Source organism: Mycobacterium sp. (genome assembly GCF_049585075.1).
Taxonomy (GTDB): domain Bacteria; phylum Actinomycetota; class Actinomycetes; order Mycobacteriales; family Mycobacteriaceae; genus Mycobacterium.
Map to the genome: position 1 here is coordinate 1 of NZ_JBAUZA010000090.1, position 19452 is coordinate 19452.

Genomic DNA, 19452 nt, shown 5'->3' on the forward strand with positions numbered 1-19452 from the left:
CCTAAGCGGTGATCGCCAGCGCGGCGGAGCCGGGCGCAGCGATGCCTACGATCACCTCATGACGAAGCTGGCGATCATCTACTACTCGGCCACCGGTCATGGAACGACGATGGCCAAACGCGTCGCCGCGGTGGCGGAGTCGGCCGGCGCCGAAGTCCGGCTAAGACATGTTGCCGAAACCCACGACCCCCAATCTTTTGCGCACAACCCGGCCTGGACGGCGAACTACCAAGCCACCAAAGACTTGCCGGTAGCCAGCAGCGACGACATCGTGTGGGCCGACGCGGTGATATTCGGCTCACCGACTCGATTCGGTTCACCGGCGGCGCAGCTGCGTACTTTCCTCGACTCGCTGGGCGGGCTGTGGGCCGAAGGCAAGCTGGCCGACAAGGTGTACGCCGGCTTCACGTCCTCCAACACCGTGCACGGCGGTCAGGAAACCACCCTGGTCGCGCTTTACCTCACGCTGATGCACTTCGGCGGCATCATCGTGCCACCGGGATACACCGATCCGTCCAAGTTCGTCGACGGCAATCCCTACGGGGTCAGCCAGGTCACCACCCACGACAACATCCACGAGTTGGACGACACCACCGGCAACGCCCTTGACCACTTGGCCCGCCGGGTGGTGTTGTTCGCCGACAGACTCACGTCCTGACCAGCGACACACAACCTACGTACACGACACGCCGAGAACGGGCGCAACGGTTTAAGTCTCGGCGCTGCCGGGCAAGAAACCGAGCTAGGCCGTTTCGGTGATCGGGCGGTCAACCCAGCTCATCAGATCGCGCAGCTTCTTGCCGACGACCTCGATGGGATGCTCGGCGTTTTCTTTGCGCAACTGCTCGAGCTGCTTGTTCCCGCCTTCGACGTTGGCGACCAGCTTCTTGACGAAGCTGCCGTCCTGAATGTCGCGAAGGATGCTGCGCATCCGCTCCTTGGTGTCGGCGTCGATGACGCGCGGGCCCGACAAGTATCCGCCGAACTCAGCCGTGTCGGACACCGAGTAGTTCATCCGGGCGATGCCGCCCTCGTACATCAGGTCAACGATGAGCTTGAGCTCGTGCAGCACCTCGAAGTACGCCATCTCCGGCGGATAACCCGCTTCGACCATGACGTCGAAGCCGGTTTTCACCAATTCCTCAGTGCCGCCGCACAGTACGGCCTGTTCGCCGAATAGGTCTGTTTCGGTCTCGTCTTTGAAGGTGGTTTTGATCACGCCGGCGCGGGTGCCGCCGATGCCTTTGGCGTAGGACAGCGCCAGCGCCTCGCCCTTACCATCCGGGTCTTGGTCGACGGCGATCAGACACGGCACGCCTTTGCCGTCGACAAACTGGCGACGAACCAAGTGCCCCGGTCCTTTCGGGGCGACCATCGCCACGGTCACCTCGGCGGGCGGCTTGATCAAGTCGAAGTGGATGTTGAGGCCGTGGCCGAAGAACAGTGCGTCGCCGGGCTTCAGGTTGGGCTCGATGTCGTTTTTGAAGATGTCCGCCTGAGCGGTGTCGGGAGCCAGCAGCATGATGACGTCGGCCCACTTGGCCACCTCGGCGGGTGTGCCGACGTCGAGACCCTGCTCCTCCACCTTGGCGCGAGACTTCGAGCCTTCCTTGAGCCCGACGCGGACCTGGACCCCGGAATCGCGCAGGCTCAGCGAGTGCGCGTGCCCCTGGCTGCCGTACCCAATGACGCCAACCTTGCGGCCCTGGATGATCGACAAGTCCGCGTCGTCGTCGTAGAACATCTGCAACGCCTGTGCTGCCACGTGATTATCTCCTTTATTCCTAGGCTTTTCGGATTCGAATGGTTATTTGGCCGTGCCGATGCCGCGTGGCCCGCGGGACAGCGATACCAGGCCGGACTGGACGATCTCGCGCACGCCGAAGGGCTCCAGCACTCGCAGCAGCGCCTCCAACTTGCCGTGGTCACCGGTGGCTTCGATGGTCAACGACTCCGGCGACACGTCAATCACCTTGGCGCGAAACAAGTTAACCGCCTCGATAACTTGGCTGCGGGTGCCGGCGTCGGCGCGCACCTTGATCAGCGCCAATTCCCGGGCTACCGAATTGTGGTCATCCTGCTCCACGATCTTGATGACGTTGACGAGTTTGTTGAGCTGCTTGGTGATCTGCTCGAGCGGTGTCTCTTCGGCCGAGACGACGATCGTCATCCGGGACATGTCTTTCTGCTCGGTGGCCCCCACTGCAAGCGATTCGATGTTGAAGCCACGGCGGGAGAACAGCGCAGCCACGCGGGCGAGCACACCGGGTTTGTCTTCGACCAACACCGACAACGTGTGTGTCTTCGTCGCTCCGATCGCGCTCATCAAGCGTGCCCCTCGTTGCCTTCGTCATCGAAGAGCGGGCGAATGCCGTGGGCGGCCTGGATTTCGTCGTTGCTGGTTCCGGCGGCCACCATCGGCCACACCTGCGCGTCGGCTCCGACGATGAAGTCGATCACCACCGGCCGGTCATTGATCGCGCGTGCTTGGTTGATGACGTCGACGACGTCTTCTGCACGTTCGCACCGCAATCCGACGCAGCCCATAGCTTCGGCCAACTTGACGAAGTCCGGGATGCGGTGCGAGTGGGTGGCCAGGTCGGTCTGCGAGTAGCGCTCTTGGTAAAACAGCGATTGCCATTGCCGCACCATGCCCAGGTTGCCGTTGTTGATCAGCGCCACCTTGATCGGCGCGCCCTCGATCGCGCAGGTGGCCAATTCCTGGTTGGTCATCTGAAAGCAGCCATCGCCGTCGATTGCCCACACTTCCGCATCGGGGCGAGCGATCTTGGCGCCCATGGCCGCCGGGATAGCGAAGCCCATGGTGCCCAGCCCGCCGGAATTCAACCAGGTGCGCGGGTTTTCATATTTGATGAACTGTGCGGCCCACATCTGGTGCTGGCCGACGCCGGCGACGTAGACGGCGTCCGGGCCTGCGATCTCACCCAGCTTCTCGATCACATATTCGGGGCTCAGGCTGCCGTCGCTTTGCGGCCCGTAGCTCAGCGGGTAAGTGGCCCGCACCCCGTCGAGGTACTCCCACCAGGCGGCGATGTCTGAGATTCCGGCGGTGCCCGCACCCCTGTCGTCGCGCAGCGCCTCGATCAGATCGGTGATGACGGCTTTGACGTCACCGACGATCGGCACGTCGGCGTTTCGGTTCTTGCCGATCTCGGCGGGGTCGATGTCGGCGTGGATGACCTTGGCCTCGGGGGCGAACGAGTCGAGTTTGCCGGTCACCCGGTCGTCGAAACGGGTGCCCAGCGCGATCAACAGGTCGCTGCGCTGCAGCCCCGCCACCGCGGCCACCGTGCCGTGCATGCCGGGCATGCCCAGGTGCTGGGAGTGGCTGTCCGGGAACGCGCCCCGCGCCATCAGCGTGGTCACCACCGGGATGCCGGTCAGCTCGGCCAATTCACGCAGCTGCTCGGTGGCCTCGCCGCGGATGACGCCGCCACCGACATAGAGCACGGGTTTGCGCGCGGCAGCGATCAGCTTGGCGGCTTCGTGGATCTGCCGGTTGTGCGGCTTGGTGTTCGGCTTGTAGCCAGGCAGGTCCATGTGCGGCGGCCAGCTGAACGTGCACTGGCCCTGCAGCACGTCTTTGGGGATGTCGACGAGCACCGCTCCGGGGCGGCCGGTGGCCGCAATGTGGAAGGCCTCGGCCAGCACCCGGGGAATGTCGTCGCCGCTGCGGACCAGGAAGTTGTGTTTGGTGATCGGCATGGTGATGCCGGAGATGTCGGCCTCCTGGAAGGCATCTGTGCCGATCAGCGCGCGGCCGACCTGCCCGGTGATGGCGACCACCGGGATGGAGTCCATCTGCGCGTCGGCCAGCGGAGTCACCAGGTTTGTGGCGCCGGGGCCCGAGGTGGCCATGCAGACGCCGACTTTGCCGGTGGCGTGTGCGTAGCCGCTGGCAGCGTGGCCCGCGCCCTGCTCGTGGCGAACCAACACATGGCGCAGCTTCTGCGAGTCGAACAGCGGATCGTAGACCGGTAATACGGCGCCGCCAGGGATTCCGAAGATGGTATCGACGTCAAGCTCTTCCAACGACCTGATCACCGACTGTGCACCGGTGAGTTGTTGTGGCGCAACGTGTTTAGGTTGCTTTGCGGGCGTCTTCGGCTTGGCCCGCGTGCCGTTGAGGGGCTGCGACGGCTGCGGCTGTCGCGTAGTGGGAGCGCTCACTGGTTCCTCTTTAGGTCCTCATAGTTGGTGTCAGAACATTGGCAACAAAAAACCCCCGCCAGCTCAGTGGCTGCACGAGGGTTGCGCGTTGGTGCTCGGAAATCCCGGCGTGGGCTAGTCAGCCACCAACGCGCCGACCAAGTACTACGAGCATTTCACGGCTGTGCATAACGGTCGACGGTAGCCTCCGCACAGGTCAGCAGTCAAATTTGGGTTCGCAGGGCTCCGATTGGTTGAGATTGCACCCATGGTCGTGATTTCCGCTTGACCCGCAGCGCTGAGGTGCAATCTCGGGGGATGACATGATGCCAGTGTGGCGAAAGATTCGACCGAAACACCTGCGATGGTGATCAACATTTCGCCGATGGCCCATTTCGCGGTGGGTTTTTTTGCTCTCGGGCTGCTAGTGCCGGTCTTGACGTGGCCGAAGACTGCACCACTGCTGATCATTCCGGTGGTCTTGTCGGCGTTGATCTTTCGGCTTCGCACGCAAGCGGACCAAGACGGCGTGACGGTGCGCACGCTGCTCGGCAGCCGCACGGTGCGCTGGGAAGACATCGACGGACTGCGGTTCAACAAAGGCTCCTGGGCGCGCGCCCAGCTCAAAAGCGGCAGCCAGTTGCGGTTGCCTGCGGTGACCTTCGCAACCCTGCCGCTACTGACCGAGGCCAGCGGCGGCCGCGTGCCTAACCCATACGGCTGATTCTCAGGTCACCGGGTTGGCGCCGTTGAGCAGCACCCACAGGCCGATACCAGCACCGATACCGAGTATCAGCGCGGCAAAAGACCCGATAAACGGCCGTCGGGCCCACCCGCGACCGGCATCGAAGCCGTAGCGCCCGGGCCCGACGAGGATCACCGCGGCGGCCATCACGATCAGGGTGAGCTCATATTCGTGTCCGTTGGGCAGGAAGAACGGGAATGACTTGCCATGGTGCTGGGCCGACATCCCCGCCAGGACACTATTGACCAGGTAGGCCAGCACGCCCGCGGCGGCCAGCGGGGTAAATAGCCCCAACATCAGCAGCACCCCGGCGGCAATCTCGCCGCCGGCGGCGCAGTAGGTGAGGATGTCGGCGTGCTGGTAGCCGATATCGGACAGCGAGTTCTTGAACCCATTCAGGCCCTGCCCGCCCCACCAGCCGAACAACTTCTGTAGCCCATGCGCGGCGAAGATCGCGCCCAGCCCGACCCGCAGGATCAGCAGACCGAAATGTTGCGTGCCGCGACGGCCGGCGGCGCGCACCCGCTCGTCGTCGTGCCCGTCGTGCTCGTCGATGTCCTCCGCGCCGAACGCCGAGTGCCGGCCGGTGGATTGCGGCTGATAGGGCAACGGCTCCTGCCCGCCGATCAGCCCGTACCCCGTGCTGGCCGGGCGCGCATCGCTGGAGGCATCGGAGTCATAGTGCGGGATCGTGGTCGTCTCGAAATCGCCTGCATAAGTGGCTGATGGCAGGTCGTCCTCGGGGTCGACCAAACTTGCTGAGCTTGGCCGCACCGGAGTTGGCGTCGCGGATTCCTCCGGCCGCTGCCAACGTGTGTCATTCGATTGACTGGTCACTCGTGTCAGGGTAAGGGCAATCCGGCCCGAATCGGGGATTTGAGCGGGGCTTTCGCGGTTCCGATTGGCGCGTCGGCCAACCCGGCTCCTTGTTTGCGAGCAAATACCAAAGACGCGCGCTACCCCGTCGCGGGCAGCCAACCCGAGATATCCGTAATCTGGCTGCTATGCAGTCGTGGTGGTCGGGGCGGCGCGGAGCGGTCGTGCTCTGCTCAGCGCTGCTGGTGTTGTCCGGATGCGCCCAGTTCAACGATGCCCAGTCGCAGCCGTTCACCACCGAGCCCGAACGTCATCCGCCGCCGAGTTCGACGCCTCCCCCGCCGCCCCCGCTGCCCGACAAGCCATTTCCCAAAAAGTGCCCTGCGCCAGGGACGATGCAGGGCTGCCTGGAGAGCACTAGCGGCCTGCTCATGCAGCCCGACAGCAAGTCAGCGCTGGTGGCCGAGCGGACCACCGGCGCGGTCAAAGAGGTGTCGGTCAGCGCTGAGCCGAAGGTGAAGACCGTCATCCCGGTGGACCCGGCCGGTGACGGCGGGCTGATGGACATCGTGCTCTCACCGACCTACTCACAAGACCGGCTGATGTACGCCTACATCAGCACGCCCACCGACAATCGGGTTATCCGCGTCGCCGACGGCGATGTCCCGAAGGACATCTTGACCGGGATCCCGAAAGGCGCGACCGGCAACACCGGCGCGCTGCACTTCACCAGCCCCACCACTCTGGTCGTGCTCACCGGCGATGCGGGCAACCCTGCGATGGCCGCCGATCCCGCATCGTTGGCGGGGAAAGTCATCCGTATCGAGCAGCCGACGACGCTCAACCAGGCGCCGCCCACCACAGCGCTCAGCGGCCTTGGCGCCGGGGGCGGGTTGTGCACCGACCCCGTCGACGGCTCGCTCTACGTCCTCGACCGCGCTCCCACCGCCGACCGGTTGCAGCGCATTACCAAGGACTCGAAGGTGTCCACGGTGTGGACGTGGCCGGACCGACCGGGTGTGGCCGGTTGCGCGGCGTTGGACGGAACTGTGCTGGTCAACTTGATCAACACCAAGGAGACGGTGGCGGTGCACCTGGCTCAGGGAACCGGCGCGGTCACCGGCCCGCCTGACGTCGTCCGCAAAGACACGCATGGGCACGCATGGGCACTGCGGATGTCGCCGGACGGGAACGTGTGGGGCGCGACGGTCAACAAGACCGCCGGGGACGCCGCGAAGAACGACGACGTGGTGTTCCCGCTGTTCCCGCAGGGCGGCGGGTTCCCGCGGGCCAACGAGGACAAGACCTAACTCACGCCTCGTGACCGGGCTCCATGTCGGCGACGTCGCGGAAGCTGATCAGATCGTCGGCGCTGTCACCGGCATCTCCGGTGACGGGGTCCAGCAGGTAACCCAGGTGGTCGCCGAGGTCAAACCGGTTGAGCGTCTTGCCGACGAACCATGCCGCCGCGTCGTCGAGAATCGGCATCTCATGCGGGCCGGTGCGCCACGAGCATTGCTCGAACTTGTTGACCTGGTCGCCGGTTTGGCCGCCGAACAAATGCGCCAACCCGATATGGCGGCGCGACAACACATGCACGGCCAGGTATTCGGATTGCGCCGCCACCCGGGTGGTGTGGTTCTTTTTGGACAGCCCCACCAGAAAGCGCGGGGGCTGCATGCTGGTTTGGGTGGCAAAGCCGACGAGGCAACCCGACGGATGACCGTCGGCTTGGGTCGTCACCACGAACATCGTGTAGTCCAGCGTCCCGACCAGACGGTCGAAAGAGTCGTCGCCCACATCGCCATCATGGCGCAACGTGGTGGCGCGCAAGCGCGATTACCGTGCGTCTGAGTTGCTTTCACCGGTCGCGGTGTCGCCGAACAGGAATTCACCCACGAGATTGCTGACCAGAGCGGGGTTTTCCAGACCGGCAAGGTGCGCAACCCCGTCGAGCACCCGGATCGACGAGTTGGGGATGATGTCGGCCATCGCGATCGCCTCTCGCGGTGGGAACGTGGCGTCTTCAGTGCCGGCGACGACGAGCACGGGCGTCGTTATGCCAGCGCACAACGGCCGTTGGTCGGGTCGGGCCGGAACAACGCTCTTGACTGCCCAGGACACCGAAGGCACATCGACCGACTTCACCGCTGAACGAACTTGTGCCACAACGTCGGGACGCTCCCGCAAGGTCGTCGGCCCGAGGAATGCCTTAAGCACCGAGCCGATGAGCGCCGGTCCAATCTCACCCTGCCATTGCGCTATTCGCAGCAGCATCGCGTATCGAGCTTTTTGACTAATGCCGGCGCGGCCGGCGGTGCAGTTCATCAGTACCGCTCGGCCGATCCGTTCGGGATGAGTCGCGGCGAACGTCGCGCCGATCATGCCGCCCCACGAATTGCCGACGAAGTGCGCTTGGTCGAGCCCGAGCCCGTCGAGGATGTCGGCAACACAGCGCGCGCAGTCACCGAAGGTGAACATCTCGGTCAAGGGCTGACTGCCACCGTGACCCGGCGGGTCGACCAGGACCACCTGCGAGCGCGTGACGAGACGATCGGCCACCCCGCGCCACATGTCACCGGTCATCAACAAGCTGGGCCAGAACATGATCGGCGTGCCCGTTCCCGCGACTTGAACCCGTACTGTTCCCAGCACGGTATCCACCGTCTGAGTCCGAAGTTGATCGCCGATACCGGTCATCGCAAAAACGATACGGTCAGCGGTCGGCGAGTTCGCGGGGCGTCACGAACACGTCGACAAGCGCGCCGTTGCGCCACACCGTCATCTCGATCCGGCGCGCAATGGCGTCCTCGACCATCAACTGCTGAATCGCGGTGGCAGTGACCACATTCCGGCCGTCGACGCTGACCACGACGTCGCCGCGTCGCAGGCCCGCTTCAGCTGCCGGGCTGCCGGCGACCACGCTGGCGATCTGCAGGCCGTGCGTGGTGGCGAGTTTCGCGGCAGCAGCCGGTGGTACCGGAATATGCGCACCGGCGATGCCCAGCCACGCGCGACGCACCCGGCCGTTATGCATCAACGCCGCGATGATCCGGTGGGTAGACGCATTGATGGGCACCGCCAACCCGAGACCGATGCCCGCGACCGCGGTGTTGACCCCAACCATGCGGCCGCGCCCGTCGGCCAGCACGCCGCCGCTATTTCCCGGATTGAGCGCGGCATCGGTTTGAATCACTTCGTCGACAACGCGGCCCGCTTTGGTAGGTAGCGAGCGTCCAAGCCCGGAGACGATGCCGGCCGTGACGCTTCCGGCCAGGCCGAGCGGATTGCCGATCGCGACGACGAGTTGACCGACTTGCAGCTCCTCGGCGCGGCCCATGGTCACCGGGGCGGGAAGAGCACCGCGGGCCTTCAGCACCGCCAGGTCGGAAAGCTCGTCGCGACCGGCGATATCCACAGCCACCGTGGTGCCGTCGCCGAACGCCGCTTCGGCAGATCGAGTTCCGGCGACGACGTGAGCGCTGGTCAACAAGTAGCCGTCGGGCGTGATCACGCTCGCGCTGCCGCTGCCATTGCCTCGTCGGCTGCGCGCCGAGATGCTGGCCACGCTGGGAAGCACCGTTTGTGCGACCGCCGTGACCACGGCCGAGTAGGCATCCAACGCGTCTGCGTCCGGTCGATGATCGGGCATAACCGCCTCAGCGTCGTCACCGGTTGCGTTATGCCGCCGTTCGCCGTCGGCTTAGGCCCGCGCCGACCGCTGATTGTTCCCGCAAGTTTCTCGCACGAAACTAATAGGTTCTCAGTCTTTCCTCAGGTAATGTCTACCTCCTAATTAGACACATGTTGAGGAGACGGCCGTGCGACTCACTACTCGCCCTTGGATCACCGCAGGGGTCGCCTTCGTAGGCGCCAGCCTCATCACCGCCACACCGGTGGTCAGAGCCGTGCCCGACATCCAGACCGAGACCGCAGCGGTGCAGCTGACCGCGGGCGGCTTCGATGACGTCTCGTTGGCGCAGCTCTTCACCAACGCGTCGACGAGTTTCACCAACAACATTCTGAATCCATTCCTCGGTGCACCGTTTCCCGCGCCCCAGCAGGCGGGCGAAAACTTCCTCGGATACCTCGGCACCGTCTTCACCGACCCCTCGCAAATCGGCGACATTCCGAACGAAATCCAGACCAACCTGACCAACGCGCTCAAAGCGCCATTCGAGCCGTTCCATCCCTTCGGCTCGGCACCGTACCTTCTTCCTTCGCTCAGCAACACACCCATCACCACGGGCTTCGACGTTGGAGCTTGCTATAGCCCTATCGGCTGCATCGACATAGACCCGACCTTTACGTTGGGCGGCCATTCCGACATGCTCAACTGGCTGATAAACGGCTTCCCGCTGGTGCTGAACCTCGGGTCAATCGACCTCGGGTTCCTCGGCTCAATCGACCTCGGCTCAATCAACTTCGGTACCCTTGACCTCCTAAATCTGCTTGTTCTCGGCAACAGCGACCTGGAAAACCAAATTCGGCCGTTACTCGAACTCATGGGGTCACCGGCGAGCGGCGTCGCGTGGGGGACTTTCGGCACCATCTTCAGCCCGATAGCGCAGACCTTGGATGACACCGTCCACATCTTCAATGCGCTCCAGGGCGGCGACGTCACGACGGCATTCAACGACCTGCTGGATATGCCGATCAATTCCACCAACGCGTTCTTCGAGGGATACGGCAATGCCTACAACTTGCTGGAGGAATTCGGGATCGGCCCCATCCTCGGCACGACGCCCCAGCTCGACCTGGGCGGGTTGTTCAGCCCGGCCGGCTCGTTCTTCAACGCCCTCGGCTTCGACTTCGAGGTTGGTGGCACCTCTACCTACGACCTCGGAATACTCGGCGACATCAGCTTGACTGCTAGCGCGTTCTTGAGGGATCCGGCCACCATGGTCGGCCCGATCGCCTCCATGCTCGAGACGGGACAGGCTATCGCACAGGCAATTGGCTGGGACGATGTCGGTAACCAGCTCTTCAACCTGGCGAGCGCGTTCTGAACCCAACTGCTAGCTGCAGGCTTGGAGCACCAGCTCGCGCACCCGCGCGGCGTCGGCCTGGCCCTTGGTGGCCTTCATGACTGCGCCGACGATCGCGCCGGCCGCCTGAACTTTGCCGCCCCGAATCTTCTCGGCGACATCGGGATTGGCCGCCAACGCCTCGTCGACCGCGGCCTGGATCAACGAGTCGTCGCGCACCACCGCCAATCCGCGCGCGGTCATCACCGCGTCGGGCTCGCCCTCGCCGGCCAGCACACCCTCGACGACTTGGCGGGCCAGCTTGTTGGACAGCTTGCCCTCATCGACGAGCGCGACGACCGCCGCGACTTGGGCCGGTGTGATTGGCAGCTCGTCGAGTTCCACGCCGGCCTCGTTGGCCTTCTGCACAAGGAAATTCCCCCACCAGGCCCGGGCCTTCTCGCTTGAAGCGCCGTGCTCGACGGTCGCGGTCACCAGTTCGACGGCGCCGGCGTTGACGAGATCGCGCATCACCTCGTCCGAAACACCCCACTCCTGCTGGATCTGCTTGCGGCGCAACCACGGTAGTTCCGGAATGGTCTGACCCAACCGCTCAACGAGCTCGCGGCTGGGCGCCACCGGTTCCAGGTCGGGCTCAGGAAAATAGCGGTAGTCCTCTGCGGTTTCCTTGGTGCGCCCCGGGCTGGTGTACCCGGCCTCGTGGAAGTGACGCGTTTCTTGGGTGATCTGTCCTCCGGATGTCAAAACGGCGCCCTGCCGCTGCATCTCGTAGCGGACGGCGACCTCGACGCTCTTGAGCGAGTTGACGTTCTTGGTCTCGGTGCGGGTGCCGAACTGCGCGGCCCCGATCGGCATCAGCGATACGTTCGAGTCACAACGCATTGAGCCCTGGTCCATCCGGACATCGGAAACACCCAAGGCGCGCAACAAATCCCGCAGCGCCGTAACGTAGGCCCGTGCGATTTGTGGGGCCCGTTCACCGGTATCGACAATCGGCTTGGTGACAATCTCGATCAGCGGAACACCCGCGCGGTTGTAGTCGATCAGCGAGGTGGTGGCACCGTGGATGCGGCCGGTTTCGCTGCCCAGGTGGGTCAACTTTCCGGTGTCTTCCTCCATGTGCGCGCGTTCAATCTCGACTCGCCAGTTGGTGCCGTCTTCCAGCGGCACATCCAGATAGCCGTTGATGGCGATCGGCTCGTCGTACTGCGAGATCTGGTAGTTCTTCGGCATGTCCGGATAGAAGTAGTTTTTCCGGGCGAAGCGGCACCACGGCACGATCTCGCAGTTCAACGCCAACCCGATCCGGATCGCCGATTCCACCGCGGCCTCGTTGAGCACCGGCAGCGAACCCGGCAGGCCCAGGCACACCGGACATACCTGGGTGTTGGGCTCGGCACCGAACGCGGTGGCGCAGCCGCAGAACATCTTGGTGGCGGTGGACAGCTCGACATGGACCTCCAAGCCGAGCACCGGCTCGTAGCGCGCGAGGACATCGTCATAGTCGAGCAGTTCCGCACTGGGCGCCTTGGCAGCGCTCGTGGCAGAAGTCATGCGCTCGATCCTAATTGGCTGGCGGAGCTGTCGCATCGCCGCCGTCGCTCCCTGCCCGCACATCAGCCGTCAGAAGCATATGGTCGAAGGCCGACTCGGCGATTGTGGCGGATACTTGGTGCAGCTATTGCGCCGGCGTTCCGCTATTGCGCCGGGGGAACATGTCGGCCAACGCGGCGGCGATCTCCAGGTAGCCACGCCTGCTCCGCTTGCCCAGCCGGTCCAGATCAATTTCTTGACCCTCGTGCACATGCTGATCGAACGGGAGATTCACCACTCGCTTGGGAGCGAACAGGTCCGAGAGCTGCTGAAGCCGGCTGTTCGCCGGGCCGCACGGCTTTCCGCGTTCGGTGTGATTGACCACCAGCACAGCGGACTTGATCTGTCGCTGATACCCGTTTCTGGACAACCACTCAATTGTGGTCCGGGCCTTATCGATTGCGTCGGCGCAGGCATTGGTGACCACCACAAGAGCTCGTGACTCCGACAAAACCGCTTCCGTCACAGCGGATTTGAGCGATTTGCCGCAGTCCATCAGCATCACCGAGTAGTGATTCCGCAGTATCGAAAACGCTCTGAGGACATCGTCACGCTCGATTAGCCAGTCCGTGTCTGAGTAGCTCGGTAGCGCCAGCAACTCCAGGCCGGCACGGTTGCGTCGGGTATACGCCCGCACGTCCGCATACCTCGTCACCGACCGATTGGCGAGCAGATCGACCAGGCTCAGCTGATTTTGGTAACCGTGGCGGTCGGCGAGGTCTCCGGCGTCGACGTCCATGGCGATCACCCGGTCGGTGCGAGCATCGGCGAATGTCGAGCCAAGCGCCTCGACAACGGATGTCTTGCCGACACCATCCTTGAGGCTTAGGACGGCGATGGGAAATGCGCTGCCTAACGGCGCCCGGACCCGATCTCGCAGCTCGAGTTCGTGGATCTCACTTCTGCTCGGACCTAGATGGAATCCGGTCAGTCGAGTCAGCAAGCGTCGCCAATTGAATTCGGCCGGCGCTTCGGCGGAAGGGACTTCCAGGCTATCGAGTGCGATTCTGCGCACCGGGCGCTGCCACGCAACCGGTGGCGTTGTGGCCTGTACTGACGGAACCGTGGCTGGTTCGACCGGCGGTTGAGCTGGCCATGGTGGCTGCTGATAGCCCGGCCCATCGGGGCGCGCGGGCGGCGGCGGCTGGCCCGGCATAGGCCGGTGATGCGGCGAGGGGCTTTGCCGCACCGCCCTGGGCGGTGATCCCTGAATTACACCGCGACCAAAACCGCGGGGACTCATGTTCCCACGGTACCCCGCGCCAGGGTGCCGAAAACCCTGCGAAGGCAGGGAATCTTGTAAATGGTTAGTAGACCGTTGGTGAATAGCAATCAGCATTCAGTTGAACCGCGATGCGACGTTCATCGGGTTAGCCGAAGAAGGCCGCAGCGTCGTCGTAGCGACTCTGCGGGACCAGCTTGAGCTGACGCACCGCCTCGGCCAGCGGCACCCGGCCGATGTCCTGACCCCGCAGAGACACCATCTGCCCGTATTCACCCGCGTGCGCGGCGTCTGCGGCGTTGACCCCGAAACGGGTGGCCAGCACGCGGTCGTATGCAGTCGGCGTACCGCCGCGCTGCACATGGCCGAGCACTGTCACCCGGACGTCCTTGTTGATGCGCTTCTCCACCTCGACCGCCAACTGCGCGGCCACGCCGGTGAACCGCTCATGGCCGAACTCGTCGAGGCCGCCTTCGGCCAGCTTCATCGAACCTTCGGCCGGTTTGGCGCCCTCGGCAACCACGCAGATGAAATGTGAGTCGCCGCGCTGGAAACGCCGCTTGACCAATCGGCACACCTCTTCGACGTCGAAGGGTTGTTCGGGGATCAGCGTCATGTGCGCGCCGGATGCGAGCCCGGCATTGAGCGCGATCCACCCGGCGTGCCGGCCCATCACCTCCACCAGCATTACTCGTTGGTGCGATTCGGCGGTGCTGTGCAACCGGTCGATGGCGTCGGTGGCCACGGTTAACGCCGTGTCATGGCCGAAAGTTACGTCGGTGCAGTCGATGTCGTTGTCGATGGTCTTCGGCACGCCGACAACGGGGACGTTCTCTTCGGAGAGCCAGTGTGCTGCGGTCAGCGTGCCCTCGCCGCCGATCGGGATCAGCACGTCGATGCCGTTGTCGTCTAACGTCTGCATGATCTGGCTTAGCCCGGCCCGCAGTTTGTCCGGGTGCACCCGGGCGGTGCCCAGCATCGTGCCGCCCTTGGCAAGCAGCCGGTCGTTGCGGTCGTCGTTGGCCAGCTGCACACGCCGGTTCTCGAGCAACCCGCGCCAGCCGTCCTGGAATCCGACCACCGACGACCCGTATCGGGAGTCGCAGGTGCGCACCACCGCACGGATGACGGCGTTGAGCCCGGGACAGTCCCCACCTCCGGTCAGAATTCCGATCCGCATGCCCTTCATCTTGCCGCGTGACGGCGATCGCCACAGCGAGCCGACTCAAATGGCTGACGGCAGGGGTCCGCGGGCGGCCTCGTAGGCCGCCGCCACCCGGTAGATCCGGTCGTCGGCCAGGGCCGGCGCCATGATCTGTAGCCCGACCGGCAGGTTGTCGTCCGGCGACAACCCCGACGGCACCGACATGCCGCAGTGCCCGGCCAGGTTCAGCGGCAGCGTGCAGAGGTCGAACAAATACATCGCCAGCGGATCGTCGACCTTCTCCCCCAACCGGAATGCGGTGGTCGGCGTCGTGGGCGACACCAGCACGTCTACGGATTCATAGGCCGTGTCGAGATCGCGGGCGATCAGTGTACGAACTTTCTGTGCCTGGTTGTAGTAAGCGTCGTAGTAGCCGGCCGACAGCGCGTAGGTGCCAATCATGATGCGCCGCTTGACCTCTGGCCCAAACCCGGCTGCGCGGGTCAGCGCCATGACCTCCTCGGCGCTGTGCGTCCCGTCGTCGCCGACCCGCAGCCCGTAGCGCATCGCGTCGAAGCGGGCCAGGTTGCTCGACACCTCCGACGGCAAAATCAGGTAGTAGGCGGCCAGCGCGTGATCGAAATGGGGACAGTCGACTTCGGACACATCGGCACCGATTGCGGTCAGCTGCTCGACGGCACTGCTGAACGATGCCAGCACGCCGGGCTGATATCCCTCGCCGCGCAATTGCCGTACCACGCCGATGCGCACGCCGCTCAGGTCGCCTGCCGCTCCTGCCTTGGCGGCGCCGACGACGTCGGGCACTTCGGCGTCGACGGAGGTCGAGTCTTGAGGATCGTGTCCGGCGATCACCTGATGCAGCAATGCGGTGTCGAGGACGGTGCGTGCACACGGGCCGCCTTGATCCAGCGATGACGCACAGGCCACCAGCCCGTAACGCGACACCGTGCCGTAGGTGGGTTTGGCTCCGACCGTCGCGGTCAGCGCGGCTGGCTGCCGGATCGAGCCGCCGGTGTCGGTCCCGATGGCCAGCGGCGCCTGGAACGCGGCGAGCGCGGCAGCACTGCCGCCGCCCGAGCCACCTGGCACCCGGTCGGTGTCCCACGGGTTGCGGGTCGGGCCGTATGCGGAATTTTCCGTCGACGAGCCCATCGCGAACTCGTCCATGTTGGTCTTGCCGAGGATCGGGATACCTGCCGCTCGCAGCCGCGCGGTCACCGTGGCGTCGTAGGGCGAACGCCATCCCTCGAGGATCTTCGACCCGCAGGTGGTCGGCATGTCGCGGCTGGTGAACACGTCTTTGAGGGCCAACGGCACCCCAGCCAGCGGCGACAGCGGCGGCTCGCCGGCCGCCAGCGCCTTGTCGACCGCTGCCGCAGCCGACAGCGCCGCATCAGCTGCCACATGCAGAAACGCGCCGTACCGCTCATCGGTCGCCGCGATCTGGTCCAGGAACGCCTGGGTGATCTCCGTGGACGACAGTTCCTTGGCGGCGATTTTGTCGGCCAACGTCGCGGCGTCCAGCCGGATGATGTCGGTCACTGCGGTTCCCCGAGGATCTGCGGAACGGCGAAACGCCCGTCGACGGCTTCAGGCGCCTCGGCCAGGGCTTCTTGTTGAGTCAGGCACGGTGCGGTCAGGTCCGGGCGAGTGACATTGACGTCCTTGAGCGGGTTGTCGGTCGGTTCGACGCCGGTGACATCGACGGCCTGGATCTGGCTGACGTGGGTCAGGATGGCGTCGAGTTGGCTGGCGTAGCTGTCCAGCTCGGCATCGGTCAACGCCAGCCGGGCCAGCCGGGCCAGATGGGCCACCTCGTGGCGGGAGATCTGGGACACGACCGAAAAGCCTAACGGGCTGTCGCCGAAATGCCGCGGGCGCGTCGCTATGCGACAGTGTGCGCGTGCCTTCCTATCTGCTGCGCGTTCAGCTTGCCGACCGGCCGGGCAGCCTCGGCTCGCTGGCCGTGGCCCTGGGCTCGGTGGGGGCCGACATCTTGTCGCTGGACGTGGTGGAACGCGGGTCCGGCTACGCGATCGACGATCTGGTGGTCGAGTTGCCGCCGCGGGCCATGCCCGACACCTTGATCACAGCAGCCGAAGCACTCAACGGGGTGCGGGTGGACAGCCTGCGGCCGCACACCGGCCTGCTGGAAGCACACCGGGAACTGGAACTAATCGACCACGTCGCCGCCGCACGCGACACCACGGCCAAGTTGAAGGTGCTGGTCCGCCAGGCCCCGCAGGTGCTGCGGGTGAGCTGGTGTGTAGTGCTGCGCGGCTCCGACGACGGGATTGAGCGCCTGGTGGGCAGCCCGGGCGCGCCCGAAACCCGACTGGACGCCGTCCCGTGGATGCCTATCCACCGAGCCACCGCCCTGGATGCCGGCGACGAATGGGTGCCCCAAGTGTGGCGCGAGCTGGACACCACGCTGGTCGCCGCGCCGCTGGGAGCGCCCCACACCGCGGTGATGCTGGGCCGGCCGGGCGGCCCGGCATTCCGGCCATCAGAGGTGGCGAGGCTGGGCTACCTGGCCGGGATCGTCGCGACCCTGTTGCACTGACCGCTCGCAAAACAGCTGTTATTCGCGGCTTGCGCCGGTGGCGTCGGCGTTGGCCAGCGCGTCCCGGAGTTTGTCGACCGGGTCGCCGCTGCTGCACGGAGTGCGCCGCGAAACGGGGTATTGGTCAGATGTGAGCGTGTTATCCGATACCCAGATCGCCTCAATGTCCCCGGCCGAGCGGCGTCAGCTGATACGACGACTTGAGCGGCCGCTGTCCGATCTGCTCCCGGTAGAAACAGCGCGTCGGATCCGGTGGGGCTGGCTGGGAATCATGATCGGGGGGACGGTCGTGCTGATTCCCTGGATTGTCTATCTCTCGTTCGCGCTGCCCGACGTTTACCTGGTGCACGATTGGACGGCGACTTGGGTCGGCTTCGACCTGCTGTTGCTCGCTCTGATGGGGGCGACCGTCATCTTCGGCGTGCTGCGTCGTCAGGTGATGCTGCTGACGGCGTTCGCGACCGGCATGTTGCTGATCTGCGATGCCTGGTTCGATTTGATGACGGCTGGCCCCAGCGACTTTCCGGTGTCGGGGCTTACCGCGGCGGTGGGCGATCTTCCGCTGGCCGCGGTGCTTATCACCGGCACGCTGCGACTGTTCAAATTCAGCGCCATCCGGATGTGGCTGCTAGAGCCGCACACCCCACTGTGGCGGCTGCCGCTGCTGCCGTAAATCTTTGACACCCGCGGATGCCGCTGGATCGTATGAGGTTGATATGCAAGACAATGCCTCGACGTCATCCGTTGGTAGAGTTGTGGCACTGTGACTTTCAGCGAGAAGCCCAGAACGACCCAAAGGGGCTTCGTGGCTTGCCTGGCGGTCTCGATCTGCCTGCTGCTGAGTGTAATCGGCTGTGGCGTAGCACGATTCGATTCTTCTGCAACCGATGCCGCAGCTACAGCACTGCTGACGACGAGTGTCGACGACGCCGAACGGACCGACCTCGAGACGGCTTCACCACCAGGTGCGCATAAGACATTCGACGTCATTGCGCAGCATCATCGCACGCTACCGCACCGAATGCGCTCACTGACGCCGTGGCGGTGGTGGCGCCTTGCGCCCGCATGGCTTGTCGTCCGGCACCAACTGGATATCGGGGACCCGAGTGGTATCGACGTGTTCCCCACGGGCCGAAAGCTTTTGACGCAATTCTGTATCTCGCTGCGCTGATCACCCCACCTTAAGTCCGCGCGCAACTGCACTGAGGCCGCGGCCGTCACACACTCTTCCTGGATGACCTCACCCGCGGCCCAGACTGCGCGAGGAGCGACATCGCCCCGGGGGGTTATCCCCAAATCCTTTTCTCTACAGACATTTCCGGGAGACGTCATGCCCTCGTTAGCTATTCAGCCTCACTCGACACCCGTTGCGATCACCGCCACGACTCAATACGCCCAAAGTTACTCAGAAAGCGTATTGGTCGCGGACTTCGGATCGCTACCGCCGGAGGTCAATTCCGGCCGAATGTACGCCGGCCCAGGCCCCGGTTCGCTGCTGACTGCCGCCGCGACGTGGGAGCGGCTGACCGCAGACCTATACGAGACCGCAGAGTCTTACCACGCGGTCGCCTGGGAGCTGACCACCGAATCCTGGCTGGGCCCAGCCTCGGCGGCGATGATGGCGGCAATCACGCCCTACGTGGCGTGGCTGCATGAAACGGCTGCGCTGGCCGCGCGGACGGCCCAACAGGCGAAGGCCGCGGCCGCCGCCTACGAAGCCGCGCGCGCCATGACGATTCCCCCGCCGGTAATCGCCGCCAATCGCGCACAATTGGCGACGCTCGTCGCCACCAACGCTTTAGAGCTGAACGCGCCCGCGATCGCCGCCAACGAGGCCCAATACAGCGCGATGTGGGCCCAAGACAGCACCGCCATGTACATGTACGCGGACATGTCGGCGAGCGCGTCCAACGTGACTCCCTTCCTTCCGCCTCCGGCAACTACCAGCGACACGGGTGTTCCAAACGCGCGCGGAGAGGCTGTGACGTCAACCATCGTGCGCGCGCTGCAGCGGCTGGCATCGCCCTCAGCCGATCTATCGGCGGCGCGGGAGACGCTCGATTCCCTCAGCGGACACACACGAACAGGCGCATCCACGACGAGCGCGCTGATGGGCGCTCTCGCGCTTGCCAAGCCCGTTGGCGCCGCCGCACCGGCAGCGGCCGCTGCATCGCCAGGATTGGCCCCGAC

19 protein-coding genes are annotated in these 19452 nt (G+C 64.8%); 7 read left to right on the top strand and 12 right to left on the bottom strand.

Annotated elements, in window-relative coordinates; genetic code table 11:
* Nucleotides 1-58: 58 nt before the first annotated feature.
* On the top strand, nucleotides 59-658 hold the full coding sequence (gene wrbA, locus WB785_RS04150; protein WP_424077437.1) for an NAD(P)H:quinone oxidoreductase: 600 nt from the start codon (nucleotides 59-61) through the stop codon (nucleotides 656-658).
* An 84-nt stretch (nucleotides 659-742) separates the two neighbouring features.
* Here the strand turns inward: wrbA and ilvC are convergent, their stop codons facing one another.
* From ilvC to WB785_RS04165, 3 genes are all read right to left on the bottom strand, one after another.
* Nucleotides 743-1744, bottom strand: a complete 1002-nt coding sequence (gene ilvC, locus WB785_RS04155; RefSeq protein WP_424077438.1) for a ketol-acid reductoisomerase — start codon at nucleotides 1742-1744, stop codon at nucleotides 743-745.
* A 63-nt stretch (nucleotides 1745-1807) separates the two neighbouring features.
* Nucleotides 1808-2326: an acetolactate synthase small subunit gene (ilvN, locus tag WB785_RS04160; RefSeq protein ID WP_424077422.1), complete on the bottom strand. Its 519-nt coding sequence runs from the start codon at nucleotides 2324-2326 to the stop codon at nucleotides 1808-1810.
* Nucleotides 2326-4191: an acetolactate synthase large subunit gene (locus WB785_RS04165; protein WP_424077423.1), complete on the bottom strand. Its 1866-nt coding sequence runs from the start codon at nucleotides 4189-4191 to the stop codon at nucleotides 2326-2328. The genes ilvN and WB785_RS04165 overlap by 1 nt, the downstream gene beginning before the upstream one ends.
* Before the next feature lie 343 nt (nucleotides 4192-4534).
* Here WB785_RS04165 and WB785_RS04170 point away from each other — a divergent pair, with 343 nt between their 5' ends.
* Nucleotides 4535-4894, top strand: a complete 360-nt coding sequence (locus tag WB785_RS04170; protein ID WP_424077439.1) for a PH domain-containing protein — start codon at nucleotides 4535-4537, stop codon at nucleotides 4892-4894.
* A gap of 3 nt (nucleotides 4895-4897) precedes the next feature.
* Here the strand turns inward: WB785_RS04170 and WB785_RS04175 are convergent, their stop codons facing one another.
* Nucleotides 4898-5752 (bottom strand): DoxX family protein, encoded by an 855-nt coding sequence (locus WB785_RS04175; protein WP_424077424.1) that lies wholly within the window; start codon nucleotides 5750-5752, stop codon nucleotides 4898-4900.
* 167 nt (nucleotides 5753-5919) lie between these two features.
* Between WB785_RS04175 and WB785_RS04180 the strand changes: the two genes are divergently transcribed.
* Entirely contained in the window at nucleotides 5920-7041 is a 1122-nt protein-coding gene (locus WB785_RS04180; protein ID WP_424077425.1) for a PQQ-dependent sugar dehydrogenase, read from the top strand.
* Between the two features lies 1 nt (nucleotide 7042).
* Here WB785_RS04180 and WB785_RS04185 read toward each other — a convergent pair whose 3' ends face one another.
* The 3 genes from WB785_RS04185 to WB785_RS04195 are packed head-to-tail and all read right to left on the bottom strand — an operon-like array spanning nucleotide 7043 to nucleotide 9383.
* Nucleotides 7043-7531: a flavin reductase family protein gene (locus WB785_RS04185; protein ID WP_424077426.1), complete on the bottom strand. Its 489-nt coding sequence runs from the start codon at nucleotides 7529-7531 to the stop codon at nucleotides 7043-7045.
* A 39-nt stretch (nucleotides 7532-7570) separates the two neighbouring features.
* The gene (locus WB785_RS04190; RefSeq protein WP_424077427.1) at nucleotides 7571-8431 is read right to left on the bottom strand and encodes an alpha/beta fold hydrolase; all 861 of its coding nucleotides are present in this window, start codon (nucleotides 8429-8431) and stop codon (nucleotides 7571-7573) included.
* A gap of 16 nt (nucleotides 8432-8447) precedes the next feature.
* The gene (locus WB785_RS04195) at nucleotides 8448-9383 is read right to left on the bottom strand and encodes a S1C family serine protease (protein WP_424077428.1); all 936 of its coding nucleotides are present in this window, start codon (nucleotides 9381-9383) and stop codon (nucleotides 8448-8450) included.
* A gap of 169 nt (nucleotides 9384-9552) precedes the next feature.
* Here WB785_RS04195 and WB785_RS04200 point away from each other — a divergent pair, with 169 nt between their 5' ends.
* Complete coding sequence (locus tag WB785_RS04200; RefSeq protein ID WP_424077429.1) at nucleotides 9553-10740, top strand: hypothetical protein; 1188 nt, start codon at nucleotides 9553-9555, stop codon at nucleotides 10738-10740.
* A 9-nt stretch (nucleotides 10741-10749) separates the two neighbouring features.
* Here WB785_RS04200 and gatB read toward each other — a convergent pair whose 3' ends face one another.
* The 5 genes from gatB to gatC all read right to left on the bottom strand — a co-directional run bounded on the left by gatB (nucleotide 10750) and on the right by gatC (nucleotide 16537).
* On the bottom strand, nucleotides 10750-12273 hold the full coding sequence (gene gatB / locus WB785_RS04205; protein ID WP_424077430.1) for an Asp-tRNA(Asn)/Glu-tRNA(Gln) amidotransferase subunit GatB: 1524 nt from the start codon (nucleotides 12271-12273) through the stop codon (nucleotides 10750-10752).
* A gap of 124 nt (nucleotides 12274-12397) precedes the next feature.
* Nucleotides 12398-13327, bottom strand: a complete 930-nt coding sequence (locus WB785_RS04210; RefSeq protein ID WP_424077431.1) for a MinD/ParA family ATP-binding protein — start codon at nucleotides 13325-13327, stop codon at nucleotides 12398-12400.
* A gap of 355 nt (nucleotides 13328-13682) precedes the next feature.
* Nucleotides 13683-14714, bottom strand: coding sequence for an ATP-dependent 6-phosphofructokinase (locus tag WB785_RS04215; RefSeq protein WP_424077432.1), 1032 nt, complete (start codon nucleotides 14712-14714; stop codon nucleotides 13683-13685).
* Between the two features lie 45 nt (nucleotides 14715-14759).
* Nucleotides 14760-16241 (bottom strand): Asp-tRNA(Asn)/Glu-tRNA(Gln) amidotransferase subunit GatA, encoded by a 1482-nt coding sequence (gene gatA, locus WB785_RS04220; RefSeq protein WP_424077433.1) that lies wholly within the window; start codon nucleotides 16239-16241, stop codon nucleotides 14760-14762.
* Nucleotides 16238-16537, bottom strand: a complete 300-nt coding sequence (gatC, locus tag WB785_RS04225; protein ID WP_424077434.1) for an Asp-tRNA(Asn)/Glu-tRNA(Gln) amidotransferase subunit GatC — start codon at nucleotides 16535-16537, stop codon at nucleotides 16238-16240. Before gatC ends, gatA begins: the two co-directional genes overlap by 4 nt.
* A gap of 65 nt (nucleotides 16538-16602) precedes the next feature.
* Here gatC and WB785_RS04230 point away from each other — a divergent pair, with 65 nt between their 5' ends.
* The 3 genes from WB785_RS04230 to WB785_RS04240 form a co-directional block, all read left to right on the top strand.
* The gene (locus WB785_RS04230) at nucleotides 16603-17262 is read left to right on the top strand and encodes an amino acid-binding protein (RefSeq protein WP_424077435.1); all 660 of its coding nucleotides are present in this window, start codon (nucleotides 16603-16605) and stop codon (nucleotides 17260-17262) included.
* Nucleotides 17263-17425: 163 nt separating this feature from the next.
* Nucleotides 17426-17935, top strand: a complete 510-nt coding sequence (locus tag WB785_RS04235) for a hypothetical protein (RefSeq protein ID WP_424077440.1) — start codon at nucleotides 17426-17428, stop codon at nucleotides 17933-17935.
* Between the two features lie 657 nt (nucleotides 17936-18592).
* A partial coding sequence (locus WB785_RS04240; protein ID WP_424077436.1) for a PPE family protein occupies nucleotides 18593-19452 on the top strand: 860 nt, incomplete at its 3' end.

Bases quoted from the DNA above. Each gene is read 5' to 3' on its own strand.
- WB785_RS04190 (WP_424077427.1), bottom strand. From the start codon at position 8,431: ATGACCGGTATCGGCGATCAACTTCGGACTCAGACGGTGGATACCGTG.
- gatB (WP_424077430.1), bottom strand. From the start codon at position 12,273: ATGACTTCTGCCACGAGCGCTGCCAAGGCGCCCAGTGCGGAACTGCTC.
- ilvN (WP_424077422.1), bottom strand. From the start codon at position 2,326: ATGAGCGCGATCGGAGCGACGAAGACACACACGTTGTCGGTGTTGGTC.
- WB785_RS04195 (WP_424077428.1), bottom strand. From the start codon at position 9,383: ATGCCCGATCATCGACCGGACGCAGACGCGTTGGATGCCTACTCGGCC.
- ilvC (WP_424077438.1), bottom strand. From the start codon at position 1,744: ATGTTCTACGACGACGACGCGGACTTGTCGATCATCCAGGGCCGCAAG.
- WB785_RS04215 (WP_424077432.1), bottom strand. From the start codon at position 14,714: ATGCGGATCGGAATTCTGACCGGAGGTGGGGACTGTCCCGGGCTCAAC.
- WB785_RS04180 (WP_424077425.1), top strand. From the start codon at position 5,920: ATGCAGTCGTGGTGGTCGGGGCGGCGCGGAGCGGTCGTGCTCTGCTCA.
- WB785_RS04235 (WP_424077440.1), top strand. From the start codon at position 17,426: ATGTCCCCGGCCGAGCGGCGTCAGCTGATACGACGACTTGAGCGGCCG.
- wrbA (WP_424077437.1), top strand. From the start codon at position 59: ATGACGAAGCTGGCGATCATCTACTACTCGGCCACCGGTCATGGAACG.
- WB785_RS04170 (WP_424077439.1), top strand. From the start codon at position 4,535: ATGGTGATCAACATTTCGCCGATGGCCCATTTCGCGGTGGGTTTTTTT.